Source organism: Devosia epidermidihirudinis (assembly GCF_000971295.1).
Lineage (GTDB): Bacteria > Pseudomonadota > Alphaproteobacteria > Rhizobiales > Devosiaceae > Devosia > Devosia epidermidihirudinis.
This window is the reverse complement of record NZ_LANJ01000002.1, coordinates 18,568-36,889: the sequence shown is the minus strand read 5'-3', so window position 1 is coordinate 36,889 and position 18,322 is coordinate 18,568. Positions and strand designations below refer to the sequence as shown.

Below are 18,322 nucleotides of genomic sequence, written 5' to 3'. Positions count from 1 at the left end.
AGCTCTCTTACTTGGTCAGGTCGGCATAGCCGGCGTCATCGAGCAGGCCATCGAGTTCGCCCGCATCGGCGATGGCGATCTTGTAGATCCAGCCGCCAGCGGTCGGGTCCTGATTGACCAAGCCCGGTTCGCCCGAGAGCGCTTCGTTGATTTCGGTGACGGTGCCCGAAACGGGGGCGTAGATCTCGGAGGCGGCCTTGACCGATTCAACGACGGCGGCCTCGTCGCCCTTCTTGAGCACTTTGCCGACGCTGGGCAGCTCGACGAAGACGATGTCGCCAAGCGCTTCCTGCGCATAATTGGTGATGCCGACAACGCCAGTGGCGCCCTCGACGCGAATGTATTCGTGGTCAGGCGTGAATTTGGTGGTCATGACAGATCCCTCAACTGGACTTGCGGAAATAACGATGGGGCACGAAGGGTGTTGCCACCACTTCGGCCGATTGGGCACGGCCACGGACGCTGACAGCCAGCTTGGTTCCAATGGCGGTATGGGTCGGCGGCACAAAGCCGAGGGCGATAGCTTTGCCCAGCGACGGGGCAAAGCCACCGCTGGTGACAACGCCGATGACGGCGCCAGCCTCATCCAGGATTTCGGCGCCTTCGCGGGCGGGGGCACCTTCAACGATCAGGCCGACGCGCTTGCGGGCAGGGCCGTTCTCGCGCTCCGCCAGAATGCGGGACGCACCGGGAAAGTCAGCGGCCTCGCGGCGGCGCTTGGAGACGGCAAAGCCGAGATCGGCCTCAATGGGGGAGGTGGTCTCGTTGAGGTCGTGGCCATAAAGCGGCAGACCCGCCTCAAGGCGGAGACTGTCGCGGGCGCCAAGGCCAACGGGTTTGACGCGCGGATCGGAGAGCAGTGCTGCCCACAGCGTGGGTGCAGTGGCCGCAGAGGAGAGGATTTCAAAGCCATCTTCGCCGGTATAGCCAGCGCGGGCGATGGTTAGCGTTTCGCCTGACCACTCGAAGGTGCCAAATTGCATGAAGCCGAGCTCAACGACGCCCGGGATCATGGCGCTCAGCACGCCAACGGCCTCGGGTCCTTGCAGGGCGAGAAGTGCACCATCATCGGCCCGGGTCAGCTTGGCCTTGTCGCCAGCGGCAGCGGCGATCCGAGCGAAGTCGCCCTCCTTGGTCCCGGCGTTGACCACGATGTAGAGCGTGCCCGGCGTCGTGGTACGCGCGACCATCAGATCGTCGATGACGCCACCGGTCTCGTTGAGCAGCAGGGTGTAGCGGATCTGGCCGGGCTTGAGGGCAGCAATGTCGCCGGAGATCAGCGGCTCGATTATGGCGGCAATGGCAGCATGATCGGCTTCGGCGTCGCCGCTTGGCTGGGTGAGCGCCAAAAAGCTCGGCCCCATATGGCTCACGTCGAACAGGCCAGCCTGTTCGCGGGTCCATTTGTGCTCCGTCATGATGCCGGAGGGGTATTGCACGGGCAGGTTATAGCCCCCGAACGGCACCATGCGGCCGCCAGCGGCAACGTGCTGATCGAACAGGGGCGTGATCTTGAGGTCTTCGGCTGAGGTCTGGGCCATCAACACATCCCGGAAATTGAACAAGGCGACACGACTACACTCGCCTTGCGGCGAATTCCGTGCCCCCTCTGTCCTCATCACCTGAGAGATTTCCCGGCTGAGCGCCGGTTGCTCCTTCGGTGGGACCTGGCGCTGTGCCGGTCCGCTTTCCAGAGTTGTATCGGTACTGCGGTCCTTTTGCCTGAGAGTTTCCGGGGCGGTTGCTCCTTCGGCGCTGGAGAAAATCCAATCTCTCCCGCAGTGAGGGCACCATGGTGGAGAATCCAAGGGGCGTCAATCGGGGGGAGGGCGGTTTTGCAACGCCGGTCGTGACCCTCGGGTCAAGCCCGAGGCCACGAGTGGTGAGCGAGGTGATGCCAAACGAAAAAGGCGGACCTTGCGGCCCGCCTTCAAATTTCAAATCCATCCGAACCTTAGTTCAGGCGGCTTCCGACATCGGCGATGGCCTTGTCGACGACCTGAGCACCCTTGCGGTTCATTTCGTCGGTGAGCACAGCGCGGGCGGCTTCGATCGCGACATCCGCGGAGCGGGCACGCACTTCAGCAACGGCCTGAGCTTCTGCCTGGGCGATCTTGTCTTCCACAGCCTTGGTACGACGCGTGACCATTTCCGAAAGGGCGGTCTGTGCGTCGGCAGTCAGGCGCTCGGCCTCCTGCTTGGCAGCGGCGATGATCTCTTCGGCTTCGCCTTCAGCGGCAATGCGTTTCTGCTCATATTCCACGAGCAGGGCAGCGGCTTCCTCGCGCAGCTTCTGGGCTGCTTCGAGTTCGTCAGCGATCTGCTGGATGCGCTTGTCGAGCATCTTGCCGATAACGCGTGGCACGCCAAAATAGACCATAAGGCCAAGGAACAGGACCAGACCGACGGCGGCCCAAAAACTGTTATCCATCCACTCTGCCATCGTCGTTACTCCTTGCTGGCCTTGGCGACGGCAGCGCGAACGCTGTCAGCCGAGACGTCGCCGACCAGCTGGGTCACGACAGTCTGTGCAGTTTCTGCAGCAATCTCATCGACATGCGACATGGCAGCAGCCTTGGTCGCCGCAATGCGGGCCTCAGCGGACGTCACCTTGGATGCGAGATCGGCTTCGACGGCCTTACGCTTGGTCGCGAGCTCGGTCTTGATCGCATCGCCAGTCTCTGCAGCAATGCCCTGGGCCTTGGCCTTGGCAGCAGCGAGAGCGGCTTCGTAAGCAGCGATAGCCGCGTCGGTCTTCTGCCGGCTGGCATCGGCCGCAGCGATATCGGCATCTATACGTGCCTTACGCTCTTCCAGAATGGAGCCAACCCGAGGAAGGGCCAGCTTGCTCATCAGGAGATAGAGCGCAGCAAAACTGATCGCCAGCCAGAGCAGCTGGGATGGGAAAGTTGCCGGATCGAAGGGAGGGAACACATCGGAGTGCCCACCATCATGCGCTTCGGTGGTGGCATGGGTATCAGCGGTCGGATCGGCGTGGGTCGCGTCAACTGCACCAGTGGTGCCGTCAACGGTCACATGCTCTTCGGCCGGGGTTACCGCCTCTTGGGCGTAGGCTTGCGTTACCATCAGGTGAGGTCCCGTTAAATCCGGTCAGTCCGGCAGAAGGCCGGATAATAGTGCGCAGCCGGGAAGAAGCCCCGGCTGCGAAAGCAGGCAGATCGTGCCGATATTAGGCGACGAACAGCAGGATCAGGGCAACCAGGAACGAGAAGATGCCCAGAGCTTCGGTCATAGCCATACCGAAAATCAGGTTACCGGTCTGGCTTGGAGCAGCCGATGGGTTGCGCAGAGCACCCGACAGGAAGTTCGAGAAGATGTTCGACACGCCGAGCGCAGCGCCGGCCATACCGAGAGTTGCAATACCAGCGCCGATAAACTTTGCGGCTTCAGCTTCCATTTTTGTAGTCCTTTCAAGGGTCGTAGTTTGCCGGCGGGGCCCGCCGTTGAGGGACTCAACGCTCAGTGTGAAGGGTGAACCGCGTCGTTGAGATACATCGAAGTCAGCACTGCAAACACATAAGCTTGAACTGCTGCGACGAGGAATTCGAGTGCCGTAATCGCTACCGTCATGATGAGCGGGAGAATGGCGCCAAGCCATCCGAGCCAGCCCAGTGCACCAAGGCTCACCACAAAGCCGGCGAAGACCTTCAGCGTGATGTGACCAGCAAGGATGTTACCGAACAGACGAACCGACAGGCTGACAGGGCGCGAAAGGAACGAAATGATTTCGATCGGCACCACGATTGGCAGCACATAGCCGGGAACGCCAGCAGGCACGAAGAGCTTGAGGAACTTTGGACCGTGGCGGAAGAAGCCATAGCCAATCACAACAGTCATCACGAGAACCGCGAGAGCCACGGTGACGATGATATGGCTGGTGACCGTAAAGAAGTAAGGGACGAGGCCAAACAGGTTGGCGAACAGCACGAAAGTGAAGAGCGAGAACACGAAGGGGAAGAACTTCATGCCCTCTTTGCCGGCTGAACTGCGCAGCATGTTGGCTACGAATTCATACAGCAGCTCACCCGAGAGCTGGAGGCGCGATGGCACCAGCGAGCGCTTGGACGAAGCCAGCAGCACGAAGGTGGTGATCGCAGCAACCGTCAGCACCATAAAGAGCGACGAGTTGGTAAAGGAGAAATTCAGGCCGCTTCCGGCCGTACCGTCACCACCGAGGTGGATCGGAATCATGTCCTCGATGACAAACTGGTGGATTGGGTCAGTACCGGCCAAAACAGAGCCCCTTGCGCGTCGTCATCACTGTTCGTTCCGCTTGTCGTCTTCCGCGTCATGCCGTGGTGGCATAGGCGGGGGAGGCGATGCGGCGTTCATTTCTGCCACCGATCTGGTGACATTTAGTATTCCTGCGGCGAAGCCCAACATGAACATGATGAGCAAGCCCCACGGGCTCGTATTGAGACCCAGATCGATCAGGTAGCCAAGAATGCCACCAATCACAATCGCCGCGACGAACTCGGTGCCGATGCGCATGCCGCGCGCCAGACTGGTTCGATCGTCAGGGCCGTTTCCCGAAGCTCTATTGGCTTCGATGATGCGACCCCTCTGGGCTGAAGCAATACGCGATGCGAGATCGCGCGTCACCTCACCTGAGCTCGGGCCTTCGCCTTTGGTATCTTGCGGTTTAGACATCCGCTCGCTCCCCTCGGCTGGCCCCTATCCCGGATGGTTCCGTGGCGCCCTTTTTAGTCGCGCGCAACATAGTGGTGGGGTCTTGGAGTGTCAAGATTCGCCTCAGCTAGGTAAATTATTGAAAGAATTGGGGTTTTTGGCGCAGTAGGGGGGTGCGGCATGCTGTCCACACCCAATCGTGGCAGAGTCAGGGCAGTGGCGCGAGGATTCTCTGTGTCCTGAGGCGTTCCGGGCCATTGCCGCTGCAATGGCTTAGGCATGGCCCTTTGCGCTCCCGGAATGGATCAGAGCGGTGAATTTGGGTCCGAAAAAGCTGTGTATTACGACGCAGCAGAACCAACCTAAGACCAATATCGTCCCTTAGACGGCTTCGCGGAAGCTTTCGGCGGTCGTCAGGTCGACCGAAACCAGCTGGCTGACACCGCGCTCGGCCATGGTGACGCCGAACAGGCGATCCACCCGGCTCATGGTGATCGGGTTGTGAGTGATGACCATGAAGCGCGTATTGGTGCGCTGGCGCATGGATTCGAGCAGGTTGCAGAAGCGCTCCACATTGGCGTCGTCGAGCGGGGCGTCCACTTCGTCGAGCACGCAGATCGGTGCCGGATTGGTGAGGAACACCGCAAAGATCAGCGACATGGCTGTCAGGGCCTGCTCGCCACCCGAGAGCAGCGTCATGGTCTGAGGCTTTTTGCCGGGTGGGCGCGCGATGATTTCTAGGCCGGCTTCCAGCGGATCGTCGCTCTCGACAAAGGTCAGCTCAGCCGTGCCGCCGCCAAAGAGGGTGGTGAACAGCTCCTGGAAGTGGGCGTTGACCTTGACGAAGGCCTCGTTGAGGCGGGCGCGGCCTTCGCGGTTAAGCGACTGAATGCCGGTGCGCAGCTTGGCAATGGCCTCGATCAGGTCGTCCCTGTCCTTGACCATGGTGTCGAGCTTTTCCTGAACCTCGATAGATTCCTTTTCCGCCGACAGGTTCACCCCGCCCAGTCGCTCGCGCTCGGCTTTGAGCCTGTCCAGCCGCTGCTCGGTCGCCGCTTCATTGGGCAACGCCTCCTCTGGGCGAATGCCCGAGGCCTCGAGTGTCTTGGACGCGGGGATGTCGAGGCTTTCTTCGATCTGGCGTTCAATCTGCTGGCGCTGGGCAATGAAGCCCTTGAGGCGCTCGTCGATGCGGGTCAACTCAATGCGGGCATTGGCGAGCAGGTCGGTTGCTGATTTCAGCGCCTTGTCAGCTTCGCGATAGCCGGTCTGGGCAAGGTTGAGTGCGTCGCCCGCGGCCTTGTGTTCGATGCTGGCAGTTTCGATCTGGTCTTCGAGCTGCGCACGACGATCGGCGAAACCATCGGGGGATTGATTGACAGCTGCGAGTTGTGCCGCGACTTCTGCCGTACGCTGATCGAGCGTTGCCAATTGGGCCAGCGCGCCTTCACGGCGACGCTGCCAGCTGGTGCTGTCGCGTTCAAGTTGGGCAATGCGGCTCTCGCGCATACGCGCCGAGGTTTCAAAGCTGCCCAGTTTCAGCCGCGACTGGTCGGCGCGCTCGCGGGCGGCGTCGAGGGAGATCTGCCGGGTCTCGGCAATATCTGCGGCGTCGTTCTCGTCACCTGCCTCATAAAGGGACTGCTCGGCCTCCTCGCGGATGGCCTCGGCCTCGGCAAGGCTGGTGGCCAGACGCGTGCGGGCTTCTTCGAGCGCCGACTGACGGGTGACAAGATCGCCAATGGCGCGCTGCGCCTTGTCGACTTCGCCCTGTGCCGCGCCGATGGCATGTTGGGCCGCGCGCCAGGCTTCACGCTGTTGGCGCTCCTGTTGGCGGGTGGCCTCCAGCGCTGCGGTCAGGGCATCGACATCGCGCTTGAACGCGTTGCGTTCGCCCTTGGAGCGGGCAATGTCTTCATCGAGTTCGGCCAGGCGGTTGCGCTGGGCAAGGCGCTGGGCCGCAGCGCTTGGCGCGTCGGCGGCGGCGATAAAGCCATCCCAGCGCCACAACGCGCCTTCCATGGTGACAAGGCGCTGACCGGGCTTGAGCGCATGCATCAGCGCCGGGCCATCAGCTTCGGAGATCAGGCCGATCTGATCGAGGCGGCGCTTAAGCAGAGCGCTGCCGGTCACATAGCGCGACAGCGGTTCGGCGGCCTGGGGCAGGGCGGGATCATCGGTATGGTCGACCGGCACTGACCAGTGCATCGGCGCGCCGGCGTCCGAGCTGGCGTCGAGGTCATCTCCCAAAGCCGCGCCGAGCGCGGTTTCATAGCCCGGGGCGACCTTGAGTTCATCGACAATGGCTGGCCAGAGGCTGGCGCCGACATTGAGCATTTTCCCCAAAGTGGCCGCTTCCGCCTCAAGGCGGTTGAGGGCGGCTTCGATCTCGGCGAGACGTGGCCGCGTTTCGTCCAGTTTGATCTGCGCCTCTGCAGTCGCCTCTTCGGCGAGCACGGCAGAGTATTCGGCCTCGGCCGTTGCGGCCTGTGCGGCCTCGAGGGCCGCGCGCTTCAGGCTCAGCGTTTCGTCGGCATCCAGGCTGGCATTGACGGTTCGGGCCTCGGCCTCGACATCGGCGATCTCGGTCGTAAGGCGGGCAATGCGCTGGGCGGCTTCCTGGGCGCTGCGCTGCGCCTGGCTGCGACGGGCGCGCATTTGCGAGAGCGCATCGGCTGCGGCGCGCGCTTCGGCCTCCGCGCTAACCACGGCGGCACGCGCGCTTTCGGCCCCCTGCCGGGCGCGGTCGAAATCGGCTTGGGCGGCTTCGCCCTCGGCTGCGAGGATTTCGAGTTCCTCGGCATAGGTCGCGAGCGTGACTTCGCTTTCTGCGCTCAATTCGCGTTCGCGCTCGCCGTCGGCGGCAAGCTGGCGAATGCGGTCCTCAAGTTCGATGCGGCGCTGGCCCATACGGCGCGATTCTTCGGCCAACTGCTCGGCCAGGATGGTGTAGCGCTGCAGCACCGCGCCGGTGACGGCCTCGCGTTCGCGCAGCGGTTGCAGCGATGCGTCGGCGGCTTCGAGTTTCTTCTGTGCCGCCAGTTCGAGGTGGGTAGCGTCGGCCAGATCGCGGATCAGGATAGCCTGCTGCGCCTCGGTTTCCTTTTCGGCGAAGCGGGCGGCGACCCAGCGGATATGATAAAGCGTCGCCTCTGTACGACGGATGTCGCCCGATAACCCACGATAGCGCGTCGCAAGGCGCGCCTGCCGCTTGAGGGTTTCAAGCTGGGTGTCGACCTGCGCGATGATGTCATCGACGCGCTCAAGGTTGGCTTCGGCGGCGCGTAGGCGCAGCTCAGCCTCGTGGCGGCGAGAATGCAGCCCGGAAATGCCGGCTGCCTCTTCGAGCAGGGCGCGGCGGGCGGTCGGCTTGGCAGCAATCAACTCGCCAATCTGGCCCTGGCGCACCATGGCGGGCGAATGGGCACCCGTCGAGGCATCGGCAAACAGCAACTGCACATCGCGGGCGCGCACTTCCTTACCATTGACGCGATAGACCGAGCCATTCTCGCGCTCGATGCGACGCGTGACTTCCAGCACATCAGCATTGTTGAGCGCAGCAGGGGCAGTGCGGTCGGAGTTGTCGAGAACGAGCGTAACTTCGGCAGAGTTGCGGCCTGGGCGATTGCCCGAGCCCGAAAAGATCACGTCATCCATGCCCGAAGCGCGCATGGCCTTGTAGGAGCTTTCGCCCATGACCCAGCGCATGGCTTCCACGAGATTGGATTTGCCACAGCCATTTGGCCCGACAATTCCGGTCAGGCCCGGCTCCATGACAAGGGTCATCTCATCGCAGAACGATTTGAAGCCGTGCAATTTGAGGCGGGAGAATTTCATCGGTCGACGCTGCCAACCGGTGGGAAGACTGGATGCAACGCAATCACGGAAGAGCGACGCTTCATGCGTGCCAGATTTGAGCGGCGGGCAGGCGTACCTGCCCAGCCAGAAAGGGGATAACCCTCTCCCGATGGGGGAGAGGGCACCAATTTTTCAGTGTCAGTTGACAGGCGTTGCGCCCTGATCGGCTGGTGCAGCGTCAGCGGCTGGCTCGGCTGGTGCTGCCGCAGCGGGGGCTGCGCCGGTATCGGTGGCAACGAAATCGGCAGGAATAAGCGGATCGATTTCAGCGCCGAGCTGCTCGAGGGTCTTGTCGCCGCTGAGTGTCTTTCCGTTGACATAGAATGTCGGGGTACCTGAGAGGCCGAAATCATTGAGCGCCTGCTCGCGCACAGCTTCCATCCCGGTGAACAGCGCCTGATTCGTCAATGCGGCGTCGAAAGTTTCCTGGGTAAAGCCGAGCTGCTTGGCGATTTCGAGGATCGCATCGCGCGGTGCTGCCGAGGCAGCCCAGGTTTCCTGGGTCTTGAAGAACGTGGTCAGCACGTTGTGATAATTGGTCGGGCCAGCAGCTTCGGCCAGCATGAACACAGCGGCGTCGAGCACGTTGCGCACGAATGGGCGCGTGATGAACTTGACCTTGCCGGTGTTGACATAGGCTTCAACAAAGCTTGGGGCCACATTGACCGCAAATGCCGCGCAGTGCGGGCAGGTTGGGGAAGCATATTCGATAACGGTGACAGGAGCGCTATCGCTGCCCTGGACGTGATCAACATAGTCACCAGCAGGCGCCATCAGCTTGGCGACATCAACCACGTCGCCTTCTGCGGCGCTGGCAGTGGCGACCCCGCAAAGGCTCAGAGCCGAGGCGGCAGCGGCCAGAATAAGGGTGTCACGGCGGGTAAAGTTCACTTCTAACGCTCCTGTTTTGGTGTGCGGACACTACACGGGGCAATTGTGTGGGCAAGTGGGCACATTCATCAACCTAAGGTGAACGGTCCGGTTGCATTGCGTTGACAGTGAGGCACGATGACGTTGAGGGGCTTATTTCCCCTTCTCTGTCGATCTGTTGGACAGCGCATGGCCAAGCAGGCGAAGCGCCTCCCTCAGATCTTCATTCTCGATATCGGCCACAAGGGCCCCGACCTTTGCAACGGTGCTCGGGCTCGGTTGGTTAGTGTTTTGCTGCCGACCCGCTGAACCAGGCGTGAATGGCTCTGCCGACAAACGGACACTATCCACCAGCACGAAGCCGAAATAGCGGTTCACCGCAGCAGCGATCTTGCCGCCCTCATGGGATATTGCCAGCGCGTGACCCGGAATGCAGCGCAACAGCAATGTGGCGCCCTCGGCGCTGCGTTCGCCGCGCGGCCAGGTCAGCTTGTCGGGAATGGCGACAGTGTCATAGGGCTTGGGTGCCATCACGCTCCAATGGGCAATCAGGTCCCGGCTGGCAAAGCCGCGCTTTTTCAACACCGGATCGAGCGCGCCACTGAGCGCATCAGCGACGCTGAGCGAGCGATTGCGGCGTTTCGGTTCGGGCAGGTCTTTGGCCATAGCAAGCAAGTAGCCCCAGCATGCCTATCCCACAAGAGGGGAGCGTGATCGTGGCCCTTGTGGGAAGGGCAGCGGTGATTGTATCCGAGGGACTATGTATCTCGCCAATCCCGCCCCCATCGACGCGACTGCCGTATTGGCCTGGTATGATCGGCATGCGCGCGATCTGCCGTGGCGGGTTTCCCCTGCGGATCGCGCAGCCGGCGTGCGGCCCGATCCCTATCGGGTCTGGCTCAGCGAAGTGATGCTGCAGCAGACGACGGTTGCGGCCGTCAAAAAGTTCTTCCTGCGCTTCACCAGCTTGTGGCCGACCGTGTTCGACCTGGCCGCCGCGCCACTCGATAGCGTGCTCAAGGAATGGGCTGGGCTCGGCTACTACGCCCGCGCGCGCAACCTCCATGCCTGCGCCGAGGCGGTGGTGCGCGACCATGGTGGCGTTTTTCCGCAGACGTCGGCGGGCCTGCAAACCCTGCCGGGCGTCGGCGCCTATACCAGTGCTGCCATTGCCGCGATCTGTTTTGACGAAAAAATTGCCGTGCTCGATGGCAATCTCGACCGGGTCTTGGCGCGCTATTATGCGCTGCCGGTTCCCGTGCGAGAGGCAAAGGACGAGCTGCGCGCTGCCTTGCAGGCCTCGGTGCCCCAACGTGCCGGCGATTTTGCGCAGGCCATGATGGATCTCGGTGCCACGATTTGCGCGCCGCGCACCGCTCTCTGCATGCTGTGCCCCATCCAGCGCGGTTGCATCGCCACCGAGGCAGGCGATCCGACAGTGTATCCGATCAAGCCAACCAAGGCCGAGCGCCCCGTGCGCAAGGGCCACGCCTATGTAATGCTCGACGCGTCTGGCGACGTCTATCTGCAGTCGCGCCCCGACAAAGGCCTGCTCGCCAAAATGACCGAAGTGCCGGGGTCCGACTGGGCGGCCGATCTCCCTGATGCAAACTATCCGGCCCAAGGCGACTGGCGCCATCGCGGGCAAGTGGTCCACATCTTCACCCATTTCCGACTGGAACTGGAAATCTGGTCGGCAACCGTCCCCGCCGAAACCCTCGACGGTGGCTGGTGGACCGAACCAGCAGCCCTGAAATCCGAAGCCCTGCCAACACTGTTCCGCAAGGTGCTGGCAACGGCGGGGTTGGAATAGAAGGGCTGCCATGACCGAGTTTTCGTCCTACATTTCTTCCTAACGCAGGACCGAAGATCGAGGCGAGCAATTGTCGACACCACGGAATGAGCGCTTTTCTCGGATATGGCTCGCGGCCAACACGGGAAATGCTCCCAAAGTGCGCCGTCGATCCGGGAACAGGCCACACCAATTGTTGCTGGATCTCAGTCACACCAAACCCGAAAGGGCTGTGGAGCTGGTTCTGGTGATTGCTGAACGAACGGATGACCAGAGCGCGCTCAGCTACTTGGGGGGCGGGCCTTTGGTCAATGTTCTGTGGAGCGATGCGGCGTCTATAGCGCTAAAACAGATACATGCTGCGCCCAAGACCTTTGGTAAAACCTCGGTCGTGCGAGAGGCTCTGTCCTACGCGCATACACCTGAGATTGATCGAGGGCTTCGCGCAGCGCTCGATCCTTCGGATCGACCGGTATTTGGACACAAACAAAAAGGCCGCTGAGCGCTTCCTCCGTTTCATTGTCGACGAAGTTATCCAGCATCATAGAGCTGCCGCAGGCGCGGCAATCTGAACAGTATAGAAGGGGGTGGGAAGCCGACGGTCAGTTTTTGGACGGCTGCTCTGGGAAACTATCATTCGCTGGGCGAACAAGCTTCGATGGCAACCGTCCCCACTTATGTCGTTTTATTCCCTCTCCGGATTACAGCGGCCTGACACTTGTCCCACTGGGCCTCACGGCAATCCAAATGGTGTGACGGTCGCCCTTGCCGTTGCTGCGGGCGCGAACGGTCACTTCCTCGATCGCCATTCCGGTTTGCCTCAAGCGCTTGGTAAATCTGGCATCGGAGTAAGAGGACCAAACGGCCAGGTGGCCGCCCGTCGTCAGTGCCGACCTGGCGGCAGCAAGGCCAGCGGCATTGTACAGCCGGTCATTGGCGGGACGAAACAGTCCGTCGGGACTATTGTCTACATCAAGCAGGATAGCATCGAATAGCTTGCCGCCGCCGATGGCGGTAGCGACGTCACCCTGGTGAATGCGAACACGAGGATCGTCGAGGCTGGTGCCATGCAAAACGGCAAGCGGACCACGCGCCCAGGCGACCACCTCGGGAACCAACTCGGCCACCACGATTTCGCTGTCGGCGGCAAAGCACTGAAGGGCAGCACGCAAGGTAAACCCCATGCCAAGGCCGCCGATTAGAATTCGGGCTTTTGGGCGAGCGCCTACCCGGGAGGCCGACAGCGCGGCCAATTGCTCTTCTGAATGGTTCTGCCGGTTGTTCATCAGGGTGACAACGCCGGACATAATGGAGAATTCGCTGCCGCGTTGCATCAGTGTCATGACGCCACCACCCGGCATGGTGGTTTCACCGAGTTTTACCCATGGTAGCATCAATATCTCCAGTCTGGTCCAGCGAATCGCCACTGCTGCACCGCGCTATGCTCTAGCGTAGGTCATAGGACACTCCCCACAAACGTCGGCTTTTGGCTCCGGCTGTTGCTGAGTTCAACGGCCGGAATGGGGTCGACTGCCGACCGGCAACATCGGGGTGGTTTGCTGCCTGACGGCTTCTGGCCGGCGAAGCTGTGGTAGCGGCCGTTTAGGTAGCCGCCGCACTTCGACGGCAACGCACCTCACTTCCGACTAATAGCCCCCGTAATCGTCGCCGGGGAGTTCCCATTCGTCGGGAAAATCCTGGGCGTCTATTTCTTCCATTTTCCAGCTCCGAAGCGCTGCCATGTGGCGCACGAAGGCATCCGATGGCTTCTTAGGCTTGCTGCGTCGAACATTCTTGAGACGCCGCTCCTTATCGTAAAACGACACGTTCCGCCGTCGGAGTTCGGCAAAATAGAGGTGGTTTTGAACGAAGCCAGCAGTGGGAGGCGTCAACCAGCCTTTCAGGTCCGCTTCGTAGGCTACGAGCCACAGATTGGACTCAAGCCCTTTTGTCGTCATCGCTTGGGTCCACAGCGACACATCAATCGCCCCGTCAATGAGGCCCATCTGGCGCAGGTCGAGCAAGACCAAAGCGCAAGCCGAGCTCTCCAATTTCGTCACTGGCTGCACCCAATCCGCTGGAAGGGTGATCCTCAGCATCTTAGCTAGGAACAAGGCCCACGAGATTTCGTAGTGAGCGGCCGATGGCCCACACTTCGCGATGGTATCTTTAATGAATTTTGCAATCCGGTCCTTTTTAACCGGAAAGCCCTTTGCATTGTATAGTGCCAAAAGGTGCACCACCATCGGTACGGTGGTCGCGTTCGCCCGAGCCGCTTTCAATAAGTAAGTCTCGAACTGAGGCCAGTTCACCCTTAGAATATCGACGCTTCGGAGAAGGTTGACGGCGAAGCGAAGGACATTCGACCGTTTATATTCGGCGGCGAAGTGGAAAGCTTGAGCGAAATAGTGGTCGATGGTCTTGGATTGCTCGGAAAACTCAGAGGAAATGGGGCTCTGGCGTAGTGCGGTCGGCCAAACAGCCTGTATCTCGGTGGCCGAGTTCACTACCTTTGTCTTCTCAGGATGTATCTCCAACTCGTAATCACGGGCAGCCGCTGCGAGCACGGCTATCGCCTCTTCGGCCTGCCCAGCATTGTCGAAGCCGATGTACCAATCGTCCACGTTCCGAACGATACTTTCGGCCGCTAAGTTCAACTCCGCTTGCACTCTGGCATCAATGGACACTGCTACAATTTCCGCGATTATGCGGGATGTGTCGGGCCCGACGGGAATGCCGATAGTCTGGTTGTCCTGCCCCTTGCGAACAGCCTTATCCAAACGAGCTCCCAGTGAGGGGTCATAAACAGCGGCGTTGTTCAAGTTAGTCTTGGCCCATGCCTTGGTATGCAATCCCCACGGAATGGCATGAGTATAGAGTGTGCCGTAAAATCGAGAAATATCCGCGACGAGCGCATGATTGTGGATCGCCGAGATTTCAGAGTGCCTCAAGGAGACAAGTCGGAAGTCTGGCGTCGAGACGGCCCTATCTCGGTCGAATTTAATCTCAACCTCTTCGACGCCAAAAGTACACGAAGTAAGGTGCTTATGAATTTGTTGCCAATCATCGGCAATGAGCTTCGCCACATGGTACTGCGCGATCGGATTGACGATCGCTAATTCCCGTCGCCAATCAGTTACCTTTGGGATGCTAAATCGCTCCGGATTTGTCCTCGGATACTGCGGATAATTTGGGAGTGCTGCCCATGCATCACCAATGGCACGGCGGTACTTTGCGAAATCTGCAGTCGTGAATGCCGGCGGCAACTCTTCTGGGAAGTACCCGGCCGCCAATAGCGCTTTCAGTCTTTCGCTTTTGGACATTACTTCCCCCATCAGCTTGGTCCGAAGGAAGGAATTACATAGCGGGGATTTGCTATCAACGACTTATCGTAATGACGTTATGGCGGGTCGCAGGCGATGTGTGCCAATCGCCGCATGGGAATCCGCTGATAGGAGTGAACTGCGAGAGGCCGCGTTCGTCGATGTGAATCCAAACCCGGACAGTCTCGCTCCGGCCCAGCTTAAGCCGGTGCTGAATGAACGGCAGGTTTCGGGTGCTCCGCATCTTATCGTCAAGGACTGACTTGGGGTCGAAAACAGACAGCCTGTAGGTCATTCATTCACCGCGCCGAGGTGCCCTCCCACCGGCTCTCACCCTCGGGTCGGCTTGAGGGTGACCAATGCGGTTCGGACAGCTCGGCTCCCCAGAATTCAAAATAGTTATCCCCGGCCGCAAGACCTTGCCCATACTTGCGCTCATCCCCGCCAATCACGCGGTGCTGACGAGGCATTGGGCGGGGGGACTGGAAGCTGGGGTCGCCCGGCACCGGCGTGGATGCTGACCACCGGCCCGCCGGGGCGTCTGCAGCAGGGCCAATCGACTGGTCTCGACTGCAAGCCGCTTCGGAACCCCACAGGGGAAGCCGCTCGATGCGTGCGCTGGAAAAGCCAGATCGTGTGAAGCGGCTTTTGCCTCTTCAATAAACCAATCTGGGGGCGTCAAGCCCTCGGGGGCGAAAGCCGCTTCACACCGTGTCACCGCAAGCCATCTGGCCGGGCGGCGCTTTTGCACGTCCGTGCCCCCAAAACAAAAAGGCCGCCGGGGATGAACCGGCGGCCAGTTAAAGAGCCTGAGACATGATTGGAGGTCAGGATCAGGCAGAAAGCAAATCAAGTTTTTGGCGGATACCCGCCCGTAAATCATCAATTGGGGCCACTTTGCCCGCTTGCTCGTGGTGCCAGAAAGTCCACCCGTTGCATGACTCGAACCCCTGAACCAGTGCGCCGACCTTGTGGATCGAACCCTGGTGGTTGCCCGAGACGAGTGAGCCGTCTGCACGAACCATGGCGAAGTAACGTTTCGTTAAGTCGAAGAGTTGCGCGCCTGGTTCAATTAATCCTTGCTCGATCAGCGAACCGAACGGAATGCGGGTTTCCTGACGTTTCGGCTTGACCGACTGCAACGCCTCGAACACGCCGGGGCGGATCGTGGCGATGCGCTGACGGGCAGCGTCGATATAGCTCTGCTCGCGCTCGATGCCGATAAAGTGGCGGCCCAGCTTGCGCGCGACGGCGCCCGTGGTCCCTGTGCCAAAGAATGGGTCCAGCACGATATCGCCGGGCTTGGTCGTGGCGTTCAGAATGCGGAACAGCAGGGCTTCCGGTTTCTGGGTCGGGTGGACCTTGCCATCGTCCTCATCCTTGAGCCGCTCGGCGCCGGTGCAGATGGGGAACAGCCAATCGCTGCGCATCTGCGTGTCGTCATTGGCCAGCTTCATGGCTTCATAGTTGAAGGTGACGCGGCTTTTCTGGCTCTTTGCAGCCCAGATCAGCGTTTCATGCGCATTGGTGAACCGCGTGCCGCGGAAGTTCGGCATCGGGTTGGCCTTGCGCCAGATCACGTCGTTGAGCATCCAGAAATCGAGATCCTGGAGCGCCGTGCCGACGCGGAAAATATTGTGATAGCTGCCAATGACCCACAGTGCGCCATCGGGCTTGAGCAGGCGGCGAGCCGCCTTCAGCCAGGCACGGGTGAACTGGTCATAGTGGGCAAAGCTGTCGAACTTGTCCCAATCGTCATCCACCGCATCCACCTTGGATTGATCGGGGCGGGTGAGGCCCTGGTCAAGCTGCAGGTTATAGGGTGGGTCAGCAAAAATGAGATCAACCGAGCCGGCCGGCAAGGAATTCATGTGGTCGATGCAATCGCCCACAAGAATGGTATCGATCGGGAGACGCTGTGCCTCCTCCGCAGCGGCTACAGGAGCCGTACGCGCGGTACGCAACATACACTTAACCCTAACGCATTACTAACCAGCCCGTTATAGCGCGTCAGAGTTAATGGAGCGTTCGCAAGGGGTTAGCGGGAGGTTAAGAGCTGTCTCAACTTGGCCCCGGCCAACGAGATTACCCGACGACCGTCAACCGGACCCGCGCGGCGGCAACCGGGGCGAAGGCCTCGCGGTGGTGGCGGCAAGGGCCGTGCTCGGTCAGCGCCCGCAAATGCTGGGGCGTGCCATAGCCCTTGTGCCCGGCAAAGCCGAAATGCGGTGCGTCACAATCCATAATGGCACACATGCGGTCACGGGTGACCTTGGCGACAATGGACGCCGCCGCAATCGACACGCTCCGCCCGTCGCCACCGATCAGCGCGAGGCCCTCGCAGGGCAGGCCCATTGGCACGTCACGGCCATCAACCAAGACGCGATCGGGCAGCAGCGACAGGCCGCGCACCGCCTGGGTCATTGCCCATAGGGTGGCGCCACGAATGTTATGGCTGAGAATGATCGAGGGTGGGGCGACGACGACCGACACGCTGGCGCAAGCGACGATCTGCTCGAACAGCGCTTCGCGCTGATCTTCGTTGAGCTTTTTGGAGTCGTTGAGCCCTTGGGGGATGTGCGCTGGGTTCAGCACGACCGCCGAAACCACTACGGGGCCTGCCAGCGGACCGCGACCAGCCTCGTCCACACCTGCAACAAGGCGGGCCCCCCGTGCCTGCAATGCAAGCTCGTGGCTATAATCGGGAGCTGTCTGAACGGTCGAATCGAATAACATCGCGCCAGCATCCGCCTCGGCGCCGTCAAGTCAACGCGCGTTAGAGGCGATCCAGCATGGTTTGCCGGTCTGGCACGAAAAGGTGATGGCCACGTCGGTTGGTCTCATACACAAAGTCATGCAGCGACTTGCTCGCGGTGACTTCGGCTGAGATGTCGCCCACGATCACCAACCGGCAGTCGTAGTTCTGCAATTTTTGGAAGAAGCCTCCCGCCAGCCCGCTGCGCAGCTCGAAGAACTGTGGATCAAGCCGATCAACAGGAATGACCACCACACTTGCATCGACAGCGAAGGCCTCGCTCAGCACATCTGACGCGTCGCGTTCGGTCCCGAGGCGCGGCCCTTGGCTGTCGAACTCGATCAGCGTGAGGCCATTGTACTGCGTCGTCTTCACCATAAGCTCCAGTTCTGCGCGCTGCCCTGCAATCTTCGCATTGCCTTGCTATATTATGGCAATGAGGGGGGCATTAGTCGTGAGTTATGCGTCGATGATCAATGCCAGTTTGCGGGCTTTCGCTTTGTTGCTGGTCTCAATTGCCCCGGTTGCGGCGGCGCCGTTTCATCATCCCTTGGGAGAGTGGCGTGAGTATAACCGCGATTGGCTGGCAGTATGCCCCGACGTGATAGACGAAGACGCGACACATTTTTACGGGTTCTCCTGCTTTGCGAGTACGGGAGGGGCCCAGCTCAACGCCACCAGACTACCGGCCTATAAGCTGACCGTTTTGCACAATCGCCTGTCGGGTGATCTCGATATTGCGGTGACGGTAGCCGCCGACGGGGTGACGACAGATACCAGTCGACCGCTGGTGTTGGCGTTTGGCGGTGAAGCGCCAACCTTGCTGGATTTTACCAGCGATCTCGAAACCCGCTACGACACTGCCAACCAGTTTTTCGTTGTGGACGAGGCCAAGCGCATGGCGTTGCTCGACAAAATGGTGGAGCGGAACGCGCTTGTCATGACTGTGCCACTAACGGGTGGCACGGCAAGCATGGTCGAAGTGCTCCTTTCGCTGCGGGGACTGGCCGCGTCCCTCGATTTTATGGCCACCTATGCCCGCAAGGTCGCGCAATACTGATAGGTGTGGCCGCA

The 18,322-nt window shown here is 60.7% G+C and carries 18 protein-coding genes and 1 riboswitch; of the genes, 3 read left to right on the top strand and 15 right to left on the bottom strand.

The genetic code is table 11. From position 1 onward, the window contains the following. Positions 1–7: 7 nt before the first annotated feature. From gcvH to WH87_RS00855, 10 genes are all read right to left on the bottom strand, one after another. Positions 8–373, bottom strand: a complete 366-nt coding sequence (gene gcvH, locus WH87_RS00900) for a glycine cleavage system protein GcvH (RefSeq protein WP_046137690.1) — start codon at positions 371–373, stop codon at positions 8–10. Positions 374–383: 10 nt separating this feature from the next. Then, positions 384–1,541, bottom strand: a complete 1,158-nt coding sequence (gcvT, locus tag WH87_RS00895) for a glycine cleavage system aminomethyltransferase GcvT (RefSeq protein WP_046137716.1) — start codon at positions 1,539–1,541, stop codon at positions 384–386. 159 nt (positions 1,542–1,700) lie between these two features. Further along, positions 1,701–1,789: riboswitch (glycine riboswitch) on the bottom strand. Positions 1,790–1,954: 165 nt separating this feature from the next. After that, entirely contained in the window at positions 1,955–2,443 is a 489-nt protein-coding gene (locus tag WH87_RS00890; protein WP_245622279.1) for a F0F1 ATP synthase subunit B family protein, read from the bottom strand. Between the two features lie 5 nt (positions 2,444–2,448). Then, positions 2,449–3,090, bottom strand: coding sequence for a F0F1 ATP synthase subunit B (locus WH87_RS00885; protein ID WP_156167879.1), 642 nt, complete (start codon positions 3,088–3,090; stop codon positions 2,449–2,451). 100 nt (positions 3,091–3,190) lie between these two features. Next, positions 3,191–3,418 (bottom strand): F0F1 ATP synthase subunit C, encoded by a 228-nt coding sequence (locus WH87_RS00880; RefSeq protein ID WP_046137693.1) that lies wholly within the window; start codon positions 3,416–3,418, stop codon positions 3,191–3,193. Positions 3,419–3,480: 62 nt separating this feature from the next. Beyond that, positions 3,481–4,254: a F0F1 ATP synthase subunit A gene (locus tag WH87_RS00875; protein WP_281175150.1), complete on the bottom strand. Its 774-nt coding sequence runs from the start codon at positions 4,252–4,254 to the stop codon at positions 3,481–3,483. A 24-nt stretch (positions 4,255–4,278) separates the two neighbouring features. Then, positions 4,279–4,671 (bottom strand): AtpZ/AtpI family protein, encoded by a 393-nt coding sequence (locus tag WH87_RS00870; protein WP_052726206.1) that lies wholly within the window; start codon positions 4,669–4,671, stop codon positions 4,279–4,281. A gap of 360 nt (positions 4,672–5,031) precedes the next feature. Continuing rightward, complete coding sequence (locus tag WH87_RS00865; RefSeq protein ID WP_046137694.1) at positions 5,032–8,487, bottom strand: chromosome segregation SMC family protein; 3,456 nt, start codon at positions 8,485–8,487, stop codon at positions 5,032–5,034. Positions 8,488–8,646: 159 nt separating this feature from the next. After that, positions 8,647–9,399, bottom strand: a complete 753-nt coding sequence (locus WH87_RS00860) for a thioredoxin domain-containing protein (protein ID WP_052726207.1) — start codon at positions 9,397–9,399, stop codon at positions 8,647–8,649. Between the two features lie 132 nt (positions 9,400–9,531). Further along, positions 9,532–10,044 (bottom strand): DUF721 domain-containing protein, encoded by a 513-nt coding sequence (locus tag WH87_RS00855; RefSeq protein ID WP_046137695.1) that lies wholly within the window; start codon positions 10,042–10,044, stop codon positions 9,532–9,534. Positions 10,045–10,162: 118 nt separating this feature from the next. On the opposite strand from WH87_RS00855, the gene WH87_RS00850 reads away from it, so the two are divergent. Both WH87_RS00850 and WH87_RS19470 read left to right on the top strand, forming a co-directional pair. After that, entirely contained in the window at positions 10,163–11,191 is a 1,029-nt protein-coding gene (locus WH87_RS00850) for an A/G-specific adenine glycosylase (protein ID WP_046137720.1), read from the top strand. A gap of 172 nt (positions 11,192–11,363) precedes the next feature. Then, positions 11,364–11,672 carry a hypothetical protein gene (locus WH87_RS19470; RefSeq protein ID WP_156167876.1) on the top strand — a complete coding sequence of 103 codons (309 nt, stop codon included), beginning with the start codon at positions 11,364–11,366 and terminating at the stop codon, positions 11,670–11,672. Positions 11,673–11,871: 199 nt separating this feature from the next. On the opposite strand, the gene WH87_RS00845 is transcribed toward WH87_RS19470, so the two are convergent. From WH87_RS00845 to WH87_RS00825, 5 genes are all read right to left on the bottom strand, one after another. Next, a complete protein-coding gene (locus WH87_RS00845) occupies positions 11,872–12,564 on the bottom strand; it encodes a spermidine synthase family protein (protein ID WP_046137696.1) in 693 nt (230 codons plus the stop codon). Positions 12,565–12,816: 252 nt separating this feature from the next. Then, positions 12,817–14,493: an RNA-directed DNA polymerase gene (locus WH87_RS00840; protein ID WP_046137721.1), complete on the bottom strand. Its 1,677-nt coding sequence runs from the start codon at positions 14,491–14,493 to the stop codon at positions 12,817–12,819. An 833-nt stretch (positions 14,494–15,326) separates the two neighbouring features. Beyond that, the gene (locus WH87_RS00835; protein WP_046137698.1) at positions 15,327–16,460 is read right to left on the bottom strand and encodes a site-specific DNA-methyltransferase; all 1,134 of its coding nucleotides are present in this window, start codon (positions 16,458–16,460) and stop codon (positions 15,327–15,329) included. Between the two features lie 118 nt (positions 16,461–16,578). After that, on the bottom strand, positions 16,579–17,229 hold the full coding sequence (locus WH87_RS00830) for a ribonuclease HII (protein ID WP_052726208.1): 651 nt from the start codon (positions 17,227–17,229) through the stop codon (positions 16,579–16,581). 40 nt (positions 17,230–17,269) lie between these two features. Then, positions 17,270–17,626 carry a DUF4180 domain-containing protein gene (locus WH87_RS00825; protein ID WP_046137699.1) on the bottom strand — a complete coding sequence of 119 codons (357 nt, stop codon included), beginning with the start codon at positions 17,624–17,626 and terminating at the stop codon, positions 17,270–17,272. 76 nt (positions 17,627–17,702) lie between these two features. On the opposite strand from WH87_RS00825, the gene WH87_RS00820 reads away from it, so the two are divergent. Then, positions 17,703–18,308, top strand: a complete 606-nt coding sequence (locus WH87_RS00820; protein WP_156167873.1) for a hypothetical protein — start codon at positions 17,703–17,705, stop codon at positions 18,306–18,308. The last annotated feature ends 14 nt before the right edge of the window (positions 18,309–18,322 follow it).